The 18,125-nt window shown below is 72.1% G+C and carries 20 protein-coding genes and 1 pseudogene; 11 read left to right on the top strand and 10 right to left on the bottom strand.

Annotated features, from left to right (window positions below):
• The 5 genes from ACFVWD_RS08405 to ACFVWD_RS08425 all read left to right on the top strand — a co-directional run.
• Nucleotides 1-478 (top strand): hypothetical protein (locus ACFVWD_RS08405; protein WP_389594547.1); only part of this gene is annotated, 478 nt, incomplete at its 5' end.
• Nucleotides 479-489: 11 nt separating this feature from the next.
• Nucleotides 490-1,209, top strand: a complete 720-nt coding sequence (locus tag ACFVWD_RS08410; protein WP_389594689.1) for an ABC transporter ATP-binding protein — start codon at nucleotides 490-492, stop codon at nucleotides 1,207-1,209.
• Entirely contained in the window at nucleotides 1,196-1,972 is a 777-nt protein-coding gene (locus tag ACFVWD_RS08415; RefSeq protein ID WP_389594548.1) for an ABC transporter ATP-binding protein, read from the top strand. The genes ACFVWD_RS08410 and ACFVWD_RS08415 overlap by 14 nt, the downstream gene beginning before the upstream one ends.
• Complete coding sequence (locus ACFVWD_RS08420) at nucleotides 1,969-4,611, top strand: ABC transporter permease (RefSeq protein WP_389594549.1); 2,643 nt, start codon at nucleotides 1,969-1,971, stop codon at nucleotides 4,609-4,611. Before ACFVWD_RS08415 ends, ACFVWD_RS08420 begins: the two co-directional genes overlap by 4 nt.
• A gap of 47 nt (nucleotides 4,612-4,658) precedes the next feature.
• Nucleotides 4,659-5,381 carry a response regulator transcription factor gene (locus tag ACFVWD_RS08425; protein ID WP_389594550.1) on the top strand — a complete coding sequence of 241 codons (723 nt, stop codon included), beginning with the start codon at nucleotides 4,659-4,661 and terminating at the stop codon, nucleotides 5,379-5,381.
• Between the two features lie 48 nt (nucleotides 5,382-5,429).
• On the opposite strand, the gene ACFVWD_RS08430 is transcribed toward ACFVWD_RS08425, so the two are convergent.
• A complete protein-coding gene (locus ACFVWD_RS08430) occupies nucleotides 5,430-6,377 on the bottom strand; it encodes a YbhN family protein (protein ID WP_389594551.1) in 948 nt (315 codons plus the stop codon).
• A gap of 1 nt (nucleotide 6,378) precedes the next feature.
• The gene (locus tag ACFVWD_RS08435) at nucleotides 6,379-7,878 is read right to left on the bottom strand and encodes a hypothetical protein (RefSeq protein WP_389594690.1); all 1,500 of its coding nucleotides are present in this window, start codon (nucleotides 7,876-7,878) and stop codon (nucleotides 6,379-6,381) included.
• 215 nt (nucleotides 7,879-8,093) lie between these two features.
• On the opposite strand from ACFVWD_RS08435, the gene ACFVWD_RS08440 reads away from it, so the two are divergent.
• Nucleotides 8,094-8,477 (top strand): BlaI/MecI/CopY family transcriptional regulator, encoded by a 384-nt coding sequence (locus ACFVWD_RS08440; protein WP_389594552.1) that lies wholly within the window; start codon nucleotides 8,094-8,096, stop codon nucleotides 8,475-8,477.
• A complete protein-coding gene (locus ACFVWD_RS08445) occupies nucleotides 8,474-9,370 on the top strand; it encodes a M56 family metallopeptidase (protein WP_389594553.1) in 897 nt (298 codons plus the stop codon). The genes ACFVWD_RS08440 and ACFVWD_RS08445 overlap by 4 nt, the downstream gene beginning before the upstream one ends.
• A gap of 11 nt (nucleotides 9,371-9,381) precedes the next feature.
• Here the strand turns inward: ACFVWD_RS08445 and ACFVWD_RS08450 are convergent, their stop codons facing one another.
• The gene (locus tag ACFVWD_RS08450) at nucleotides 9,382-10,233 is read right to left on the bottom strand and encodes a hypothetical protein (protein ID WP_389594554.1); all 852 of its coding nucleotides are present in this window, start codon (nucleotides 10,231-10,233) and stop codon (nucleotides 9,382-9,384) included.
• 207 nt (nucleotides 10,234-10,440) lie between these two features.
• Nucleotides 10,441-11,181: a polyprenyl synthetase family protein gene (locus ACFVWD_RS08455; protein WP_389594691.1), complete on the bottom strand. Its 741-nt coding sequence runs from the start codon at nucleotides 11,179-11,181 to the stop codon at nucleotides 10,441-10,443.
• Between ACFVWD_RS08455 and ACFVWD_RS08460 the strand changes: the two genes are divergently transcribed.
• Nucleotides 11,078-11,548, top strand: coding sequence for a TetR family transcriptional regulator C-terminal domain-containing protein (locus ACFVWD_RS08460; protein WP_389594555.1), 471 nt, complete (start codon nucleotides 11,078-11,080; stop codon nucleotides 11,546-11,548). The two genes, ACFVWD_RS08455 and ACFVWD_RS08460, sit on opposite strands and share 104 nt — an antisense overlap.
• A 35-nt stretch (nucleotides 11,549-11,583) precedes the next feature.
• On the opposite strand, the pseudogene ACFVWD_RS08465 reads toward ACFVWD_RS08460, so the two are convergent.
• From ACFVWD_RS08465 to ACFVWD_RS08480, 4 genes and pseudogenes are all read right to left on the bottom strand, one after another.
• Nucleotides 11,584-12,187: pseudogene (locus ACFVWD_RS08465) on the bottom strand (alpha/beta fold hydrolase).
• 5 nt (nucleotides 12,188-12,192) lie between these two features.
• Nucleotides 12,193-12,807 carry a GPP34 family phosphoprotein gene (locus ACFVWD_RS08470; RefSeq protein WP_389594556.1) on the bottom strand — a complete coding sequence of 205 codons (615 nt, stop codon included), beginning with the start codon at nucleotides 12,805-12,807 and terminating at the stop codon, nucleotides 12,193-12,195.
• Between the two features lie 19 nt (nucleotides 12,808-12,826).
• Nucleotides 12,827-14,116, bottom strand: a complete 1,290-nt coding sequence (locus ACFVWD_RS08475; protein WP_389594557.1) for a YbfB/YjiJ family MFS transporter — start codon at nucleotides 14,114-14,116, stop codon at nucleotides 12,827-12,829.
• Nucleotides 14,117-14,268: 152 nt separating this feature from the next.
• Complete coding sequence (locus ACFVWD_RS08480) at nucleotides 14,269-14,571, bottom strand: muconolactone Delta-isomerase family protein (RefSeq protein WP_389594558.1); 303 nt, start codon at nucleotides 14,569-14,571, stop codon at nucleotides 14,269-14,271.
• Between the two features lie 189 nt (nucleotides 14,572-14,760).
• Here ACFVWD_RS08480 and ACFVWD_RS08485 point away from each other — a divergent pair, with 189 nt between their 5' ends.
• The 3 genes from ACFVWD_RS08485 to ACFVWD_RS08495 all read left to right on the top strand — a co-directional run bounded on the left by ACFVWD_RS08485 (nucleotide 14,761) and on the right by ACFVWD_RS08495 (nucleotide 17,008).
• Nucleotides 14,761-15,681: a LysR family transcriptional regulator gene (locus tag ACFVWD_RS08485; protein ID WP_389594559.1), complete on the top strand. Its 921-nt coding sequence runs from the start codon at nucleotides 14,761-14,763 to the stop codon at nucleotides 15,679-15,681.
• 209 nt (nucleotides 15,682-15,890) lie between these two features.
• Complete coding sequence (locus tag ACFVWD_RS08490; RefSeq protein WP_389594560.1) at nucleotides 15,891-16,604, top strand: SDR family NAD(P)-dependent oxidoreductase; 714 nt, start codon at nucleotides 15,891-15,893, stop codon at nucleotides 16,602-16,604.
• Nucleotides 16,605-16,630: 26 nt separating this feature from the next.
• Nucleotides 16,631-17,008 carry a hypothetical protein gene (locus ACFVWD_RS08495; RefSeq protein ID WP_101401757.1) on the top strand — a complete coding sequence of 126 codons (378 nt, stop codon included), beginning with the start codon at nucleotides 16,631-16,633 and terminating at the stop codon, nucleotides 17,006-17,008.
• A 10-nt stretch (nucleotides 17,009-17,018) separates the two neighbouring features.
• On the opposite strand, the gene ACFVWD_RS08500 is transcribed toward ACFVWD_RS08495, so the two are convergent.
• On the bottom strand, nucleotides 17,019-17,537 hold the full coding sequence (locus ACFVWD_RS08500; RefSeq protein ID WP_389594561.1) for an AAA family ATPase: 519 nt from the start codon (nucleotides 17,535-17,537) through the stop codon (nucleotides 17,019-17,021).
• A 45-nt stretch (nucleotides 17,538-17,582) separates the two neighbouring features.
• Nucleotides 17,583-18,092, bottom strand: a complete 510-nt coding sequence (locus ACFVWD_RS08505) for an O-acetyl-ADP-ribose deacetylase (RefSeq protein ID WP_389594562.1) — start codon at nucleotides 18,090-18,092, stop codon at nucleotides 17,583-17,585.
• Between the last annotated feature and the right edge of the window lie 33 nt (nucleotides 18,093-18,125).

Consider the following 18,125-nt stretch of genomic DNA (forward strand, 5'->3'; position numbering starts at 1 on the left):
CACCGAGTCCAATCCGCCCGGTGACATCCCCGACAACCAGGCGTACGTCGTCTTCCGGCCGTCGGGCGGCGCCTTCACGGTGAAGGTGCCCGAGGGCTGGGCCCGTACCGGCCAGGGCGGCACGACCGTCTTCGCGGACAAGCTGAACCGCGTCGAGATCGCCGCCGCGTCCGCCTCCTCGGCGCCCACGGTCACCTCGGTCGACTCCGGGGTCGTGCCCCGACTGCGCGGCCAGGTACCGAAATTCGGCGGACCCAAGGTGTCGCAGGTGAACCGGCACGCCGGAAGCGCGGTGCTGCTGAAGTACCAGGGCGACTCCGCGGCGGACCCGGTCACCGGCAAGGTCGTGCGCGACGCCTTCGAGCGGTACGCGTTCTACCGGCAGGGCCACGAGGTGGACCTCACCCTGTCCGGGCCCGTGAACGCCGACAACGTGGACCCGTGGCGCATCGTCTCCGACTCCTTCTCGTGGAAGTGACCGTGAGCGCCATACCGACCCGGCCGGGCACCTCGCCCGTCCGCACCAGCGAGGCATCCCGCGACGACGCCCTGACCGCCCGGGAGCTGTACCGCTTCTTCCGGGCCGGCGAGGAGGAGACGCTCGCGCTGCGCGGGGTGTCCCTGCGGGTGCGGCGCGGCGAGACCGTCGCCGTCGTCGGACCTTCCGGCGCGGGCAAGTCCACGCTGTTGTCCTGCCTGGCCGGTCTGGACGAGCCCTCCGGCGGCGAGGTGCTGGTGGACGGCGTACGCATCAGCCACCGGCCGGAGACCGAGCGCGCCCGGCTGCGGGCCCGGCACATCGGCGTACTCCTGCAGACCCGCAACCTCGTCGCCCATCTGAGCGTGCGCGACAACGTCCGGCTGGCGCACAGCGCCGTACGCGGCCGTCCCACCGTGTCCGCGCGGGAGTTGCTGGACGAGGTGGGGCTCGCGGGGCGGGCGCACGCGCTGCCCCGTCAGCTGTCCGGCGGTGAGCTGGCCCGGGCCGGGCTGGCCGTTGCCCTCGCCAACTCCCCCGCCGTCCTGCTGGCGGACGAACCGACCGGCGAGCTCGACGGGGGCACGGAGCGACTGATCCTCCAGATGCTGCGCGACCGCGCCGCGCTGGGCTGCGCGGTGCTCATCGTCACGCACAGCGCGGAGGCCGTACGCGTCGCCGACCGGGTGATCGAGCTGGACGACGGGAGGGCCCACGATGTCTCCGGATGAGCCGACGGCCGTCCCGAGCGACGTACTCGTCGCCTGCCGGGACGCCGCTCTCACCTTCGGGCGGGGCGCGAACGCGGTCGTGGCGGTGCACGGCGCGCACCTGCGGGTGCGGGCCGGGGACCGGCTCGCTGTCGTCGGCCCCTCCGGGTCGGGCAAGTCCTCGCTGCTGCATCTGCTGGCCGGACTCGAACAGCCCACCAGCGGGACCGTCGGTTGGCCCGCCCTGACCGGTGCGCGGGACATCGGCCCCGGCACGAAGCCCGACGATCGCAGGTCGGCTCCCGAGTCCGGCATCAGGCGTGGCATCGGACTGGTCTTCCAGGGGGACAGCCTGATCCCCGCCCTCGACGTCGTCGAGAACACCGCGCTGCCCCTGGTGCTGGCCGGGGTGCCGGACCCCGACGCACGGCGAACGGCCCGCGCGGCCCTCGCCCAGGTCGGCGCCGAAGACCTCGCCGAGCGGCTGCCGGAGGAGATCTCCGGCGGCCAGGCCCAGCGCGTCGCCGCCGCCCGCGTCCTGGCCCAGGCCCCACGGCTGATCCTCGCCGACGAACCGACCGGACGGCTCGACCACACCACCGGCGGCCACGTCCTGGACGCCCTGCTCACGGCGGCCGACCGCACGGGCGCGGCCCTCGTCGTCACCACGCACGACCCGGCGGTCGCCGCACGGCTCAGCACCAGGCTGACCATGCGCGACGGCCGGTTGCTCACGGCGCAGACCACCGAGGACCCGCAGGACACGACGGAGGAAGCCTCATGATCACCGCCTGGGCGGGCGGTCTCGCCCGTCACCGCACCGGCCGGCTGCTGGCCGCCCTGGCCGGAATCGCCCTGGCCGTGGCCCTGATCGCCTCGCTCGGTTCCTTCCTCACCGCGTCGAAGGCGACGATGACACAGCGTGCCGTGCGCTCGGTCGCCGTGGACTGGCAGGTCGAGGTCCAGCCCGGCGCCGACCCGGGCGCTTCCCTGTCCCTGGTGCGGAAGACGCCCGGCATCAGGACGGCCCTCCCGGTCGGCTTCGCGCACAGCGGCGCGTTCGCGGCCACCGTGCAGGGCAGCACACAGACGACCGGCCCCGGTATGGTCCTCGGCCTCCCCGACGGCTATCAGCAGGCCTTCCCCGGCGAGATCCGCCCGCTCACCGGCCGCACCGACGGCGTCCTGCTGGCCCAGCAGACCGCCTCCAACCTGCACGTCGCCCCCGGCGACACCATCGGCATCCGGCTCCCCGGCACCGCCGTGCGCCAGGTCCGGGTGGACGGCGTGGTCGACCTCCCGCAGGCCGACTCCCTCTTCCAGCGGGTCGGCGCCCCCGGCCAGACCCAGCCCACCGCGCCCCCGGACAACGTCGTCCTGCTCCCCTCCGCCGTCTTCGCCTCCGTCACCGCGCACGCCCCCGCCACCACCCAGATCCACGCGGCCCGCGACGCGAGGCTTCCCTCCGACCCCGCCTCCGCCTTCACCTCCGTGACCCGCGCCGCCCACAACCTGGAGGCCCGCGCCTCGGGCGGCGTGATCGTCGGCGACAACCTCGGCGCCGCCCTCGACTCCGCCCGCCAGGACGCGTTGTACGCGCAGATCCTCTTCCTCTTCCTCGGTGTGCCGGGCGCGATCCTCGCCGCCGCGCTGACCGCCGCGGTCGCCGCGGCAGGGGGCGAACGCCGCCGCCAGGAGCAGGGCCTGCTGCGCCTGCGCGGGATGCGCCCCCGCCAGATCGCCTCCCTCTCCGGCCTCGAAGCCGCCCTGGTGGCCGTCACCGGTGGCGTCGCCGGGCTCGGCATCGCCGCTCTGACGGGCCGCGTCGCCTTCGGATCGGCCTCGTTCGGGACGACGGGGGGCGCGTGGATCCTCTGGTACACCCTCGCCTTCGTGCTCGGCGCCGCCGTGGCCTCGGGCGCGGTCCTCCTCCCCGCGCTGCGCGATCTGCGCACGGTGACGGTCGCCGACACCCGCAGACAGGAGCGGCGCCCGGGTTCGGTGTGGTGGATGCGGTACGGCCTCGACCTCGTCCTGCTGATCTGCTCCTGGCTGGTCTTCCGCGCCTCGTCCGGCAACCAGTACGCCCTGGTGCTCGCCCCGGAGGGCGTGCCGAGCATCTCCGTGTCGTACTGGGCGTTCCTCGGCCCGGCGCTGCTGTGGATCGGCGCCGCCCTGCTGCTGTGGCGGCTCACGCTCCTCGCGCTGACGTACGGCCGTCCCGTACTGACCCGGCTGTCGCGGCCGCTCGCCTCGAACCTGGCGGGGACAACGGCCGCCGTCCTCTCCCGACGACGCCGTCCCCTGGCCCGCTCGGTGGTGCTGCTGGCGCTCGCGGTGTCGTTCGCGATCTCCACCGCGACCTTCAACTCGACGTACAAGCAGCAGGCCGAGGTCGATGCACGGCTCACCAACGGCGCCGACGTCACGGTCACCGAACCGCCCGGCGCGCAGACCCCGCCGAGCGCGGCCGACGCGCTGAAGATCTCCGGCGTACGCCGGGTCGAGCCGCTCCAGCACCGGTTCGCGTACGTCGGCTCCGACCTCCAGGACCTCTACGGGGTGCGCCCCGACTCGATCGCCTCGGCCACCTCCCTCCAGGACGCGTACTTCTCCGGCGGCGGCGCCCGCACCCTCATGAACCGGCTCGCTCAGCGGCCGGACGGGCTGCTGGTCAGCGCGGAGACCGTCAACGACTTCCAGCTCTCGCCCGGCGACAGGGTCAACCTGCGGATCCAGGACGCCCGGACCAAGGCGCTGCGCACGGTGCCCTTCCACTACGTGGGCGTCGCCAAGGAGTTCCCGACCGCGCCGAAGGACAGCTTCTTCGTCGCCAACGCCTCGTACGTGGCGAAGGCGACCGGCAGTGACGCGGTGGGCGCGTTCCTGCTGGACACCGGTGGTACGCACCAGAGGCAGGTCGCGGCGCGGCTGCGTCACCGGCTGGGCACCGGTGCCACCGTCACCGACCTCACCCAGACCCGTGGCACCGTCGGCACCAGCCTGACCTCGGTCGACCTGGCGGGGCTCACCCGGATCGAGCTGGCCTTCGCGGTGCTGCTCGCGGCCGGGGCGGGCGGGCTGGTCCTGGCGCTCGGGCTCGCCGAACGCCGCCGGACCTTCGCCATCGCGACCGTGCTCGGCGCCGGGCCCCGGCAGCTGCGGGGCATGGTCCTCACCGAGGCGATCCTGCTGACCGTGGGGGGCCTCGCGGGCGGCGCGCTGATCGGCTGGGCGCTGTCGGAGATGCTGGTCAAGGTCCTGACCGGTGTCTTCGACCCACCGCCGGCCAGTCTCGCCGTCCCGGGCGGCTATCTGACGCTGACGGCCCTCGCGGCGGCGGCAGCCGTGCTGGTGGCGGCCCTGAACGGGGTACGCCGGGCCGCCGGGCGACCCGCGGTGGAGGAGCTCCGCGACCTGTGAACGTTCCCTGCGGCTTCACGCGCTCCGCCGGCTCTACGCTGCCCCTCATGCGAACGCCCGCCGCACCGGACCGCAGCCGCCTCCGTGTCCTCGTCGTCGAGGACGACGACACGATCGGCCGTCATCTGGAGTCGGGCCTGCGCAGCAACGACTACGCGCCGACGTGGAGCCGGACCGGCGCGGGCGCCCTCGCGGAGTCCGCGCGGTCGTCGTACGACGTGCTGTTGCTGGATCTGGGGCTGCCGGACATGGACGGTCTCGATGTGGCCCGCACGCTGCGCGCCCGCTTTCCCGAGCTGCTCATCGTGATCCTCACCGCCCGCACCGACGACATCGACGTCATCGCGGGGCTCGACGCCGGGGCCGACGACTACCTGGTGAAGCCGTTCAGTCTGACCGTGCTGCTCGCCCGGCTCCGGGCCCATCTGCGCCGCCGGGCCATCGCCGAGCCGCCGCAGGAGCCGATCCGGCTCGGCGACCTGGTCGTCGACATCACGGCACGCCGCTGCACCCTGCACGAGGACGAGATCCCGCTTCGGCCCAAGGAGTTCGAACTGCTCGCCGTGCTCGCCCGGAACGTGGGCGCGGCCGTCTCGCGCGAGACGCTGATGGCCGAAGTGTGGGACGAGAACTGGTTCGGCTCGACGAAGACCCTCGACGTCACCATGGCGGGACTGCGCCGCAGGCTGACGGACACGGCGTCCCGTCCGTCCCGGACACCGCGCATCACGACCCTGCGGGGGCACGGTTACCGGCTTGAACCGCCCTGAGATGCCAAGGCATTCGGCGAGCGCAGACAGCGGGGCCGCGCCGAAGGGTCAGAGGACCTTGCGGCGGGCCAGTACGGCCAGTGCCAGCAGCCCCGGGATCAGAGGCAGCCACACCGTCAGCAGCCGGTAGCCGAGAACTGCCGACGCCGCCGCTCTGCCCGGCGCTCCGGCCAGCGTGAGTGTCACGGCGAGCGCCGCGTCCAGGGAACCGAACCCACCGGGCGTGGGCAGGAGCACGGCGGCGCTGCTCGCGGCGAGGTAGGCCAGCGCCACCTGGGCCGGGGGCAGCGGCAGTTCGAGGGCCTGGGCCACCGCGACGACCACAGTGGCGTGCAGCGCGGCGAAGGCCAGTGAGCCGCCCCACAGCGCGGCCGCGCGCGCCGGGACCTCGTGCACGGCGCGGACGTCGGCCAGCACGGCCCGCAGTGCGCGCAGCAACGGTCCGCGCAGTAGTACAGCGGCCGTGACCAGCACGGCGAGCGCGATCGCGACCGCTGTCGCCGAGATGTGCGGCAGGCGGAGCAGGCCGGGGCAGGCCAGCGCGAGCACGGCGATCAGGAAGCCGCGCGAGACGGCCCCGGCGGTGGCCTTCACGCCGAGCGCGGTCGCCGACCGGACGACCGGCAGACCGCACCGGGTCAGGAAGCGGAGGTTGACCGCGCCCGCGCCGAGGCCCGCGGGCAGCACATGGTTGGCGGCGGAGGCGGCGAACTGCACGGCCACCAGCTGCCGGGCGGGCAACGGCCGGGTCACCGCCCCTTGTTGGGCGAGCGCCGAACACACCCAGGTCGCCACGGTGGCGACGGCCGCCACGAGCAGCCAGCCGCGGTCGGCGACGGCCAGCCGGCCGGCGCCGGTCGCGATCACCGGCCAGTGGCGTCGGCCGAGCCAGACCGCGCCCACCACCATGGCGAGGGTCACCGCGGCATGCAGGGAGACCCGCCTGCTCGCGGCTGTCACGGCTGTCGTCGGGGCGCCGGGCGGAAGGATGGTCATGTCACCCGCCTGCCTGGACGGCGGGGGCGACGTACGCCATCAGATGGCCGACGCGGTGTGCTTCCCACGTGCTGGCGTACGCGGGTGGCTTTGCGTCCGGTGTGGTGAGCACGCCGACCGGGATCCGCTGTCCGGCCCGCACTATGGCGTCGGCGGTGGTGTTGGCGTTGTTTCCGCCGGTGTCGACGGAGGAGCAGCCGGTGTAGAAGGCGATCGGGACGTCCTCGTTGCCGGTCAGCATGCAGGGCGGCTTCACCCCCAGTCGGTGCAGCTGCGTCGCGGTGTCGGCCCAGTCCTGGTGGGAGACGGTGGTGCCGTGCACGGTGTGCTCCAGCACCGCGAACTGCACCGCGAGATGCCCGGCCAGGCCGAGCGCCACCAGGGTGGCGGCCACCGGTCGCCGACCGCCGCCGGGCGCGGTCACCAGGTGGATCAGGGCGTCGGCGACCGGGATGACCAGCAGGATGTACACGGGCAGCATGAAGCGCGGCGCCGCGTATCCGATCAGGAAGAGGTACGGGAAGCCAACCGTCGCGGCGCAGGCCAGGAGCAGCAGGCTGTTCACCCCGCGCCGGGCCTTGACGGCGATCACCGCTCCGAGGACGGCCACGACGGGCAGCGCGAACCACCACAGCATCACCGGCGGGGCGGGCATCGCTCCGGTGCAGGGACGGCACAGGACGCGCCCGCCGAGGCTGCGCAGCTGGTCGTCGACGGCGATGTTCCAGCCCAGGCCGCCCTGGACCTTCGAGCCGTCGGAGAGCCGCTGGGCCAGGCCGCCGTAGCTGACGTACGCCTCGACGACCCACTCGCCCGCGCCGGCGACCAGACCCGCGACGAGCGCCACCAGCAGCTTCGGGCGACGCCAGCGGCGTACGCACACGACGAGGAAGAGCAGCGGCAGGGTCACATAGACCGCGTCGGTGGGCCGCATCAACGCCATCAGCGCGACGCTCAGGCCCACGCCCCACAGCGCCGCCCGGTCGAAGCGGTCGGCCTGGGCGCGCACGAAGCAGCCGACGCAGGCCAGGGCGCCGAGCGCGACCCAGTAGTTGGGCATGGCCTGTGGGCCGTAGAAGAGGGTCACCCAGAGCGTGGCGAACAGGGCGCCCGCCGCCGCCAGCACCCGCATCGGGAACAGTCCGCGCCAGACGCGCAGCGCCACGAACAGGCCGAGCCCGGAGAGCACCGCGAGATAGACGCGCAGCAGGGCGGTGGACGAGGACCAGGACACGATCGGTGCCACCAGCAGCGACACTCCGCGGGCGCGCGGGGCACTGAAGAAGGCGGCGGGGACGTGTGAGCCGACCTGGCTGACGTAGACGCTCTCGTCCCAGCCGAGCCCCATGCCCGGCCGTACGAGGAGCAGTTGGGCCAGGGTGAAGGCGCCCGCGACCAGGGCCAGCCACTGCTGACCGTGCGGCCGTCTGGAGATGCGCCCCGTCGAGGTCGGACTGTGCCGATCGACGCCGACGAACGGACGGTTCACAGTCTTGGCCATCATCCACCCTTCACCCTACAATCTGTAGGGCCCTCCACCCTACAAGACGTAGGGTGGAGGAGGAAGTTGCGCAAAACACGGCCAAGTTACCGTGGATCGAGCGGGGACGCAGGGGATGCCAGGGATGCGGCCCGGGGGCACGCCGTGGTACCGCCCTGGGCGCACTCGTACGCCCCCACCACCCCCGCACCCCTACGCGCTGTAAGGTGATGGACATGGCTCGCACAGGCCCCCACGGCAGAGCGGAACGACGCAGCGCCGGCGAGCTGGAGAGCGAAGTCCTCGCCGCCCTCTGGGCCACCGACGAGGCCCTCACCCCCGCCGAGATCCAGGGTGAGATCGGCGGCAACCTCGCCTACAACACCGTTCACACCATCCTCAAACGCCTGTACGACAAGGGTCTGGTCCTGCGTGACGTCGACGGCCGGCGCGGCGCGTACCGGCCCGCCAAGAACGCCGCCGAACTGACCGCCGAGGCCATGCACGAGGCGCTGAACCGGGGGCCCGACCCGATCGCGGCCCTCCAGCAGTTCGTCACCGGCCTGAGCCCCCACGAGGAAGAGGCCCTGCGGGATCTCCTCGGGGGGAGCGGGACGTGAGGATCGACGTCTACATCCCCCTCATCCTGCCGCTGCTGCTGACGGCCGTCGCGCCGCAGGTGGGCCTGAAGGTCTCCCCCGCGCTGGCCGCCCGGGTCCTCACCATCGCCGCCGTACTGGCCGCCACCGCCTCCACCTGGGCGCTGCTCCTGCTCGCCGCCACCCTGGTCAACGAGGCGCCGCACGTGGCCACGGAGGCCGGCGAGGACGGGCGGCGGCTGCCCGAACCGGTCCCGGTGGCGATCGCCGTCGCCGCGATCATGCTCCTGTGGCTGATCGGCTTCCGGCTTGTTCGCGCCCTGCGCGCCCACTACGCGACCCGCCGCGTCCTCGAGCGGCTGTGCGAGGGACATCCGCCCGACAGCGAACTCATCGTCGCCGCCTCCTCGACGCCCCGGGCCTTCGCGATCCCCGGCACGCCGGGGCGGATCCTGGTCACGGCCGCCATGCTCGGCGCGCTGGAACCGGCGGAGCGGCGCGTACTGCTGGCCCACGAGCGCGCCCATCTCGCCCACCGCCACTCGGTACTGTCGACCGCGGTGACGCTGGCCGCCGCCGCCAACCCGGTGCTCGCACCCGTGCGCACCATCGTCGCCTTCCTGATGGAGCGCTGGGCCGACGAGGAGGCCGCGCGGCGCGTCGGGGACCGCCGCACCACCGCCCGCGCCCTCGCCCGGGCCGCCCTCGTCTCCCAACGCGCCCGGCCGGGCTGCGCCCTGAGCTTCTCCGAACACGCGGTCACCCGCCGGATCGCCGCCCTGCAGACTCCCCCGCCGCCGAACCTGTGGCCCATCGGCGTGGCCGTCCTCGCCCTCGGCGCCCTGCCCGCGCTCGGCGCGCTGGACGCCACCGGCGATCTGCTCCGCCTGCTCGGCGAGAGCCTGCCGGGGTAGCGGAGGGGGCCTCAGGTGGCGAGCGTCCTGCGCTCGCGCAGGTGGGCGTAGCCCATGAGACCGACGAGCAGCGCGAACAGCACAGCCGACGAACCCGCCGTACCGAGGTCGAGCCCACCCTTGGCGGTCGGCTTGGTGAGGAAATCGCCCGCGGTCGCGCCGAGCGGGCGGGTGAGGACGAAGGCGATCCAGAACAGCACCACGTTCGGCACCGCAGCGACGGGCATCAGCGCGACGAGCACCGCGAGCAGCCCGGCGACGAGCAGCGCGCCGCCCGCGTAACCGAGCCCGGAGCTGTCCGACAGGAAGTCGCCCATCGAGGTGCCGAGGGTGTTCGACACCAGGATCGCCGACCAGAAGAGGGCCTCGGCCCTGAAGGTCACGATGTCGCGGATGACGAACGTCATCCCGGTGAACTTCCAGACGGTGAAGATCACGACCAGCAGCGAGATCAGGATCGCGGCGCCCGCGGGGTATCCGAGTCCCAGGCCCTGCGGACCCCAGCCCAGCGAGGTGGCCCCGCCGGAGAGGTACTTGGTGCTGGCGTCACGGTTCATGAAGTCGGACATCGTGGTGCCCGCCATGCTGGTGGAAAGGATCACCGTCCAGTAGAAGAAGGGGTTGTACCGGCGCGACCTGAGCTGTACGACCAGCGTGACCACGAAGACCAGGAACAGCAGGATCGTGGTGAGGAAGTAGCCCAGTTTGAGGGTCTGCGCGAACAGGTCGCCCGCGGTCTCGCCGAGTGTCGTCGCGGCGATCTTCATGATCCAGAAGGCCAGGGTCACCTCTGGCAGCTTCTTCATCACGGAGGTGCCGGGGTCGGCGACCTGGGGGTCGGCGACGAATTCCGTCTTGTCCAACGTTTGCTCCTGGGGGGGTGCAACGACGTCCCCCCAAGGCCACGGCCGAAGGAGGGCGCGTGTCCATCGGCTCAGTGTTGCGCATGCCTGCGCGCCACGCCGATCAACGCGGCAGCCGCAGCCTGAACGCATCCTGAACGCGCGATCATGCCTCCAGGTCGTTCCGCGCAGGCGTCCCTCTCAGGCTCCTGGGTGATCCGGTACGCCTCAGTGCGCCGGTCGGGTGAGGAGCGCCAGGGCGCGGACGTGGGCCACGTGGGCGGTGGCAGGCAGCCGGGTGAGGAGTTCACGGGCCCTGCGGGCGTAGTCGTCGGCCATCGCGTGCGCGGTGTCCAGGGCTCCGGTCCGCTCCAGCACGGCGCGGATCCGGCACAGGGCGAGCGCCGGTTCGGTCTCGTCGAGCAGGGCGTGACGCAGCACCGCGCGGCTCTCGGGGTCCGCGCGACGGTGGGCGATCAGCACGGGCAGCGTGGGACAGCGGTTGCGTACGTCGCTGTCGGAGGGCTTGCCCATGGCACGCGCGGCGATCGGGTCGTACGGCAGCACGTCGTCGCGGATCTGGAAGCAGATCCCGAGGTGGTCACCGAAGTCGCCGAGCAGTTCCGTCGTCGGGGCGTCACCACCGCCGAGGATGGCGCCCACGCGGCAGGCGGCCGCCAGCAGCACGGCGGTCTTCGCCCGGGCCATCGCCACATACGCGTCGACGCCCAGCTCCAGGTCACCGCGCATCGCCAGTTCGTCGAAGGCGCCCCGGCAGATCGCCACCCCGGCCTCGGCCTGCACGGCCACGGCGCGTTCGACACGGTCGGCGGAGACTCCCAGGCGACGGCACTCGGAAAGCGCCGTGAACCAGGAGAAGAACAGGGCGTTGCCCGCGACGACGGCCTGGGCGGGTCCGAACTCCGTGTGGACGGCCGCGCGACCGCGCCGCTGGGTGTCGCGGTCGATGCTGTTCGAGGAGACGGAGGCCGACCAGCGCGCCGGCCAGCAGAGCTGCGGCACCGTGTCCGGCTGCCTGTTCGGGAACCTCACGCTGGAGATGAGCAACCACACCGAGCCCATCCGCACCCGCCTGCAGGAGATCTTCGACGCGCAGGTCGAGATGGTCGAGTCGGTCATCACCGAGGCTCGTGAGCGCGAGGAGGTCACCACCCTCGACAGCCGGGAAGCGGCACGGGCGGTGGTCGCCCAGTTGGAGGGTCAGGTGCTGTTCGCCAAGCTCTACAACAACACCCGGCGGCTCAGCCCCCTGTGGGCGAACTGCCTGGCCCTGCTCGGTGCCCGCGCCCCGCAGGAGGCCGTGGCAGGCGCCTGACGCCCGCCACGACACCATTCAGAGGGTTTCAGCTTTCAGACGGCGTTGACGTCGACGACCGCCTCGGCGAATGCCTCAAGGGCTTCCTGCGGCAGGTTGTGACCGATGCCCTTCAACGTCCGATGGTCGTACGCGCCCGTGAAACGACCGCGATAAGAAGCGCCGTTTCCCGGCGGCGTGAAGGGATCCAGTTCGCCGTCAAGGGTGATCGTAGGCAGCGAGATGGCGGGGCTCTCGGCAAGCCGCTTTTCCAGACGGTCGAATCGCGGGTCACCCTTGGCGTCTTGTCCGAACGGAACCCGTGTGGTGCCGTGACCGCGCAGGTACGGCACGATCACCCGGTAGCCCGCCGCGGCGAGCCTGGGAGCCACATCGACATAGCTGTGAATGTCGTAGGGCCAGCCGTGCAGCAGGACGACCGCGGGGCCGTGAGCGGGGCGGCCTCGGCATATCCCATGTTCAGCTCTCCGGCACGGATCTGCTGAGCGGGCCGAAAGAGGTGTGCGTTCCGGGCTCGGCCACCGGGGCCGACGGACAAGCCGAAGCGGATGCCGATATCACCGGGAGCACCGGCAGCGAGGCTCCGGCTGTTCCAACGGTGAGAATCCGGGAAAACGTGCGCCTGTCTATGACATTCACCTTTCTCAAGTGCCGTCGCCGCCTCGCCAGATGTTGTCGAAGGCCGCGTCTTCGATGCTTCGCCGTTGCCGTACCGCTTCCAGTTCCGTCACCGCGCCGTTGACGGCGGCCAGAACGGTCAGGACCGAGTCGTCGACGAGCCCCGCGGCCTCCTCGGTCGACTCGTCGTGGATGCCCACGGCGGCCGCGAGGACGGTCAGGATGGGCTCGCCCGAGGTCCAGCGTTCGTCCGCGTGGCTGCGGTCCGGCGAGTCGGCCGCTTCCGTACGGCCGCCGCCGAAGGGAATCCAGCGGTAGCGCGGCCGGGCGAGCCGCCCCTCCGCCTCCAGGTCCGCGTGATACGCCGCGGACAGCCCACGGCCGCGGCGCCACAGCCAGTCGTCCACGGACTCGTACGGCGTCTGCCGCACCAGCGACGCCACGGCCCCGTCCAACAGACGGTCGCCCATGGTCCACTGCGCGCCGGGCACGATGCGGTCGTCCTCCAGCGTGATGGCCTGGGCCTCGATGAGGTCGACCAGTTCGGCTCCCGCGAGGGCCAGCGACAGGTCGCCCTGCTCGACGGGCCGGCTGGACGGGACGTCCATGGCGATCATCAACAGGTCCCGCGGTGTGGTCATGACGGACTCCACGTCTGAGTCATCGGTGGCTGCCCGCGTCCGCGGCGGATTCCGTCGGTGCGGGCTGTCGTACCGGGGCGGTGGCTCGCACTACCACCATGTGGTGCGGGAAGCCGATGCGCAGCACGGCGGCGGCCGCGGCGGCCACGAGAACCACGGAAGCGGCCAGGATCAGGGCCTGCCGGTAGCCGTGGTGGAGCAGGGGCGCGGCCACCAGCGGGCCGAGGATCTGGCCGACGGAGTATCCGGCGGTCAGGAGCGCGACGGAGCGGGGGAACTCCAGGTGGGCCCCGGTGGCGAGGGCCAGGGTGCTGACCCCGATGAACGTCGCGCCGAACAGCACCGCGGAGACCAGGGCGGCCGACGCTCCGCCGATCAGGGCGGGCAGGGCGATGCCCACCGCCTGGACGACGAGCGCGGCGAGCAGCAGGTCGGGGCGGGACCAACGGCGCCCGAGCCGGGCCCACAGCGCGGACGAGGGCACGGCCGCCAGACCGACCAGCACCCAGGCGCCGCCGCCGAGCGGTCCAGGGGAGCTCTGTTCGATCGCGGCGACCAGGAAGGTGCCCGCGATGATGTAGCCGATGCCTTCCAGTGTGTAGGAGGCGAACAGGGCGGTGAACCAAGGATGCGTGCGCGGCCCGCGGCTGGAATCCGCGGTTGCCGCGGTGACTGTGGTGGCCTTGGCGGCCTGTGTTGTCGTGGGAGGCGCTTCGGGACGGAGGTTCCACGAGGCGACGGCGAGGACCGCGGCGAGTGCGGCCGAGGCCCACCAGGCGGCCCGCCAGTCGGCGACGGGGCGCAGTACGAGGACGAGCAGACCCGACAGGGCGATGCCGGCGCCGACCCCGCCGAACGCCCATCCGGGCAGGTGAGCCGGGTACTCCCGCAGGTGGCCGAGGAGCGAGCTGACCGCGATGACGAAGATCAGAGCGCTGGCAACCCCGGCCAGCAGCCGCAGCGCGAACCACACGGCGGTGTCGTGGGTGGCGGGCATCGCGGCCAGGGTGCCGGTCAGCACGACGAGGGAGGTGCGCAGCAGGGCCCGCGAGCGGACCACCGCGGGGGCCAGGATGCCGACGAGCGCGCCGACGAGATAGCCGATGTAGTTGGCGGTGGCCAGGTTCGCGCCGGTGCCGCCGGACAGCCCCGCCCCGGCGTGCATCAGCGGGAGGATCGGGGTGTAGACGAACCGGCCGACTCCCATGCCCGCGGCGAGTGCCGCGGCCACCCGGGCCACGTGCCCCCAGGGTGAGTGCGGCGCGCCGGCACCTCGGGCCGTGGAGGCGCGCAGGGGTCGTACGCTCATGACGAAGTCCATGTCGGGTCGTGATCCTTCTCAGGTCCTGGTCCATGTCAGGTCCTGGTGCGTGTCAGGCACTGGTGCCTGTCAGGTCCTGGTGCGTGCCAGGCACCGGTGCGTGTCAGGTCCTGGTGCGTGCCAGGCACCGGTCCCTGCCGTCACTGCGCGGCGTCGGTCCGGCCCGGGTCGTTGGGGTGGGACTCGAGCGCGGTGACGGTGAGGCTCATCCAGGGGCGCAGCGGCAGTGTGCCGAGCACCTTCTCGTGGAGCTCGTCCTCGTCACCGGCACACCAGATGCCGATGCTGCGCAGCTCGCCGACCGGACGCCACAACCGCGCCAGGTTGCCGGTGGCGGCCAGTTCCCGGGCACGGACCGCCTCGGCGGCGCGCCGCCGGTCGACCTCGTCCTGGGTGGTGCCCTCGGGGATCGTGGTGGTGATCTCGACCAGGAACTCTCGCATCGTCCTGCTCCGCTCGATGGGGCGTCCGGCGGGCTCCGGAACGCCGCGTGGGGTGATGGTGGCCGGCCGGAGGACCGCTGAGGTTGTCCGGCGTCGGGCTTCCATGAGCTCCATCGTCCGCCTGCCACCGGGGCGATGCCACGACAGGCTTCCTCCCTGCTGGGAGGCGCGGCCTCGCACCGACGTAGCATGACCAGCGTGGAGTTGCGCCAACTGCGGTATTTCGTCGCCGTCGCCGAGGAGCTGAACTTCGGCCGGGCCGCCGAGCGCCTGCTGATCGCGGGTCCCTCTCTGTCCCAGCAGATCAAGGCACTCGAACGCGACCTGGGCGTGCGGTTGTTCGATCGCGATCGTCGCTCCGTGTCCCTCACCGCGGCCGGCTCGGCCCTGCTCCCCCACACCCGCGCCCTGCTCGATCGGGCCGACGACCTCCAGCGGCGGGCCGGTCGACTGTCCGGATCAGAACCGGTACGGCTCGGCTACGTCAACTGGCTCCCGTCGGACCTCACCGCCCGTACCGCCACCGTGGCCCAACTCCACCTCGACGCATGGGTCGCGCCCTCGCACACCCAGGCCGCCCGGGTCGCCGCGGGCGGTCTGGACCTCGCGGTGTGCTGGGTGCGGACCGATGACCTGGAAGAACGCGGCCTGCGTGCCCGGCTCATCGGCGCCGACCGGCTCTACGCCGTCGCAGGCGGCGACGACACGAGCGACGTGGCCGCCCGGGACACCGCCGTCCTCCTCGACGACGACACCACCTCCTGGTCGTCCTGGAACGTCTACGCCGAAGAGCTGGCCCAGGACACCGGGGCCCGCGCGGTACGCATCTCCAACGGCGGCATCACCGGACCGGCGTTCTTCGATCACGTCCGTCGCTGCAGCCGCCCGGTGATCAACTCTCCCAAGGGCCAGACCACCCCGCTGCCGCCCGATCTGGTCCAGCGCCCGGTCACCGCACCGGAGATCTACTGGACCTGGTCGCTGGTCTGGCGCGAGAGCGAGGACCGCCCGGCCGTCCTCGCCGTCGTCGACGCCCTCTGCGACGGCGTGGGCGACCTCGGCATCCGCACCCCGGGCGCCTGGCTGCCGGACGGGGATCCGCACCGGTAGGGGCACGGCCCCTGACCTGGACTGGGAGGCCGCGCCTACCAGCAGGGAGGATTTCGGTCCTGGCCAGACCCCTGTCGACCTTTGACTTCTCCACTCCACCCCGCCTAACTTCCAAATAGTCGACCGGTCGGCTAGCACCCCGGGCGATCGGTGAGGAAGCCCCGCTTCATCGCGAAATCACGGAATCACGGAACTCGGAGAAGATCACCATGAGCTCTCAGAACCAGAAGGTCGCCGTCGTCACCGGAGCCTCGCAGGGCATCGGCGCGGGCCTCGTCGACGCCTACCGCAAGCTCGGGTACGCCGTCGTCGCCACCTCGCGCACGATCGCTCCCGCCGACGACGCGGGCATCGTGACCGTTCAGGGTGACATCGCCGACCCCGCCACCGCGGAACGCGTCATCGCGGCAGGCGTCGAGCGGTTCGGCCGTATCGACACCCTGGTCAACAACGCCGGCGTCTTCGTCGCCAAGCCCTTCGGCGACTACACCCAGGACGACTACGCAACCGTGACCGGCGTGAACCTCGACGGCTTCTTCCGCATCACCCAGCTGGCCGTCGAGCACATGCTCGCCCAGGGCGGCGGCCACATCGTCAACGTCACCACCAGCCTGGTCGACAACGCCAACTCCAACGTGCCCTCCGTACTCGCCTCGTTGACCAAGGGCGGCCTCCAGTCCGCCACCAAGTCCCTCGCCATCGAGTACGCCACGCGCGGCATCCGCGCCAACGCCGTTTCGCCGGGCACCATAAAGACCCCGATGCACGCCGAGGAAACCCACGAGGCCCTCGCCGGGCTGCACCCGGTCGGCCGGATGGGCGAGACGAGCGACATCGTCGATGCCGTGATCTACCTGGAGAACGCCCCGTTCGTCACCGGCGAGATCCTCCACGTCGACGGCGGCATGAGCGCCGGTCACTGACGGAACACGACAAGGGAAGAATCCTGATGAACAGCACGACGGACAGCGACTCGGAAGCGATCCTGCGCGGCGTCCTCGACCAGTGGAAGGCCGCCGTCGACGGGCACGAGCCGGACCAGGTCGCCGCCCGGTTCACCGAGGACGCGATCTTCCAGGGGCTGCACCCTTACAGCGTCGGAAGGCCGGGCGTCGCGGCGTACTACGCCTCCCAGCCCATCGGCATGGCCGCCGCGTACCGGATTCTCGAGACCAGACGCCTCACCGACGACCTCGTACTCGGTTATCTGAGCGTCGACTTCTCCTTCACCGACCGCCCCACCCTCAACGTCAAACTCGGCGTACTGGTGCGACGCGTGGGGGAGTCCTGGTACATCAACCACTATCAGGTGTCACGGCTCGAGTAGCCCGGCTCCCTTACAGGGACTTCACCCAAGCCGCGGTGGCACCGGGGCGACCGAAGCGAAGCGTTTCGAGGGGCGCGAAGCGGGGGTCGCCGGTGCGGCGGGTGATCTCGCGGCGCCGGTTCGCGTGCTGGGACCAGGCCCACCGGACGGGGTGTTCCCGGCTCAGCCAGCCGGTCCAGGTCTCCCTGTTGCCACCGAACAGCGGCTCGCGTGTGACGGTGCGGCGGACGGAACGCCGCAGGACGCGGGGCAGGACGACCCGTTTGGGATAGTCCAGCCATATCACCGTGTCGGCCCGGTCCCACATCAGGTCACGGACCTCCGGATAGCCGATGGAGTCGATGACCCAGCGGGGTTCGGCGGTGATCCGCAGCACGTCCTCGCTCAGCTTCTCGTTCACGGCCCACCCGGCGCCGGTGAAGTACAGCGCGTCCATCTCGTGGTACGGCAGTCCGAGGCGGCCGCTCAGGCTCCGGGCGAGCGTGGACTTACCCGCACCGGTACTGCCCACCACCAAGATCCGCCGCATCCCCGCACCCTAACCGGGCCGGACCCCGCCGCGAGAAAGGGGTGGTCAGCGGACCTGCGCGGCGAACGCCTCGTACGCCGGCTCGTCGAAGAGGACGAACGTGACCTCCTCGACGGCCGTCTGCGTGGCCCGTACCGTCTCCACCGCGATCCGGGCGGCGTCGTCCATCGGCCACCCGTAGATACCGGCGGAGACGGCCGGGAAGGCGACCGTGCGGGCGCCGAGTTCGTCGGCCACCTTCAGCGACTCCCGGTAGCAGGAGGCGAGGAGTTCCGAGCGGTCCTCCTCACGACTGAAGACCGGGCCGACCGTGTGGATCACCCACCGTGCGTCCAGTTCGCCCGCGGTGGTGGCGACCGCCCGGCCCGTGGGCAGGCCCTTGCCGTAGTGCGAGGCGCGGAGCTTGCGACAGTCGGCGAGGATGGCGGGGCCGCCACGGCGGTGGATGGCCCCGTCCACGCCTCCCCCGCCGAGCAGCGACGAGTTCGCCGCGTTGACGATCGCGTCGGCGCTCCGACGGGTGATGTCTCCCTGGACCAGGGTGATGGCGGTCATGACGGCCTCGGCTTCCTCGTATGCGGTCTTCGA

It is taken from the genome of Streptomyces sp. NPDC058086 (genome assembly GCF_042885015.1).
Lineage (GTDB): Bacteria > Actinomycetota > Actinomycetes > Streptomycetales > Streptomycetaceae > Streptomyces.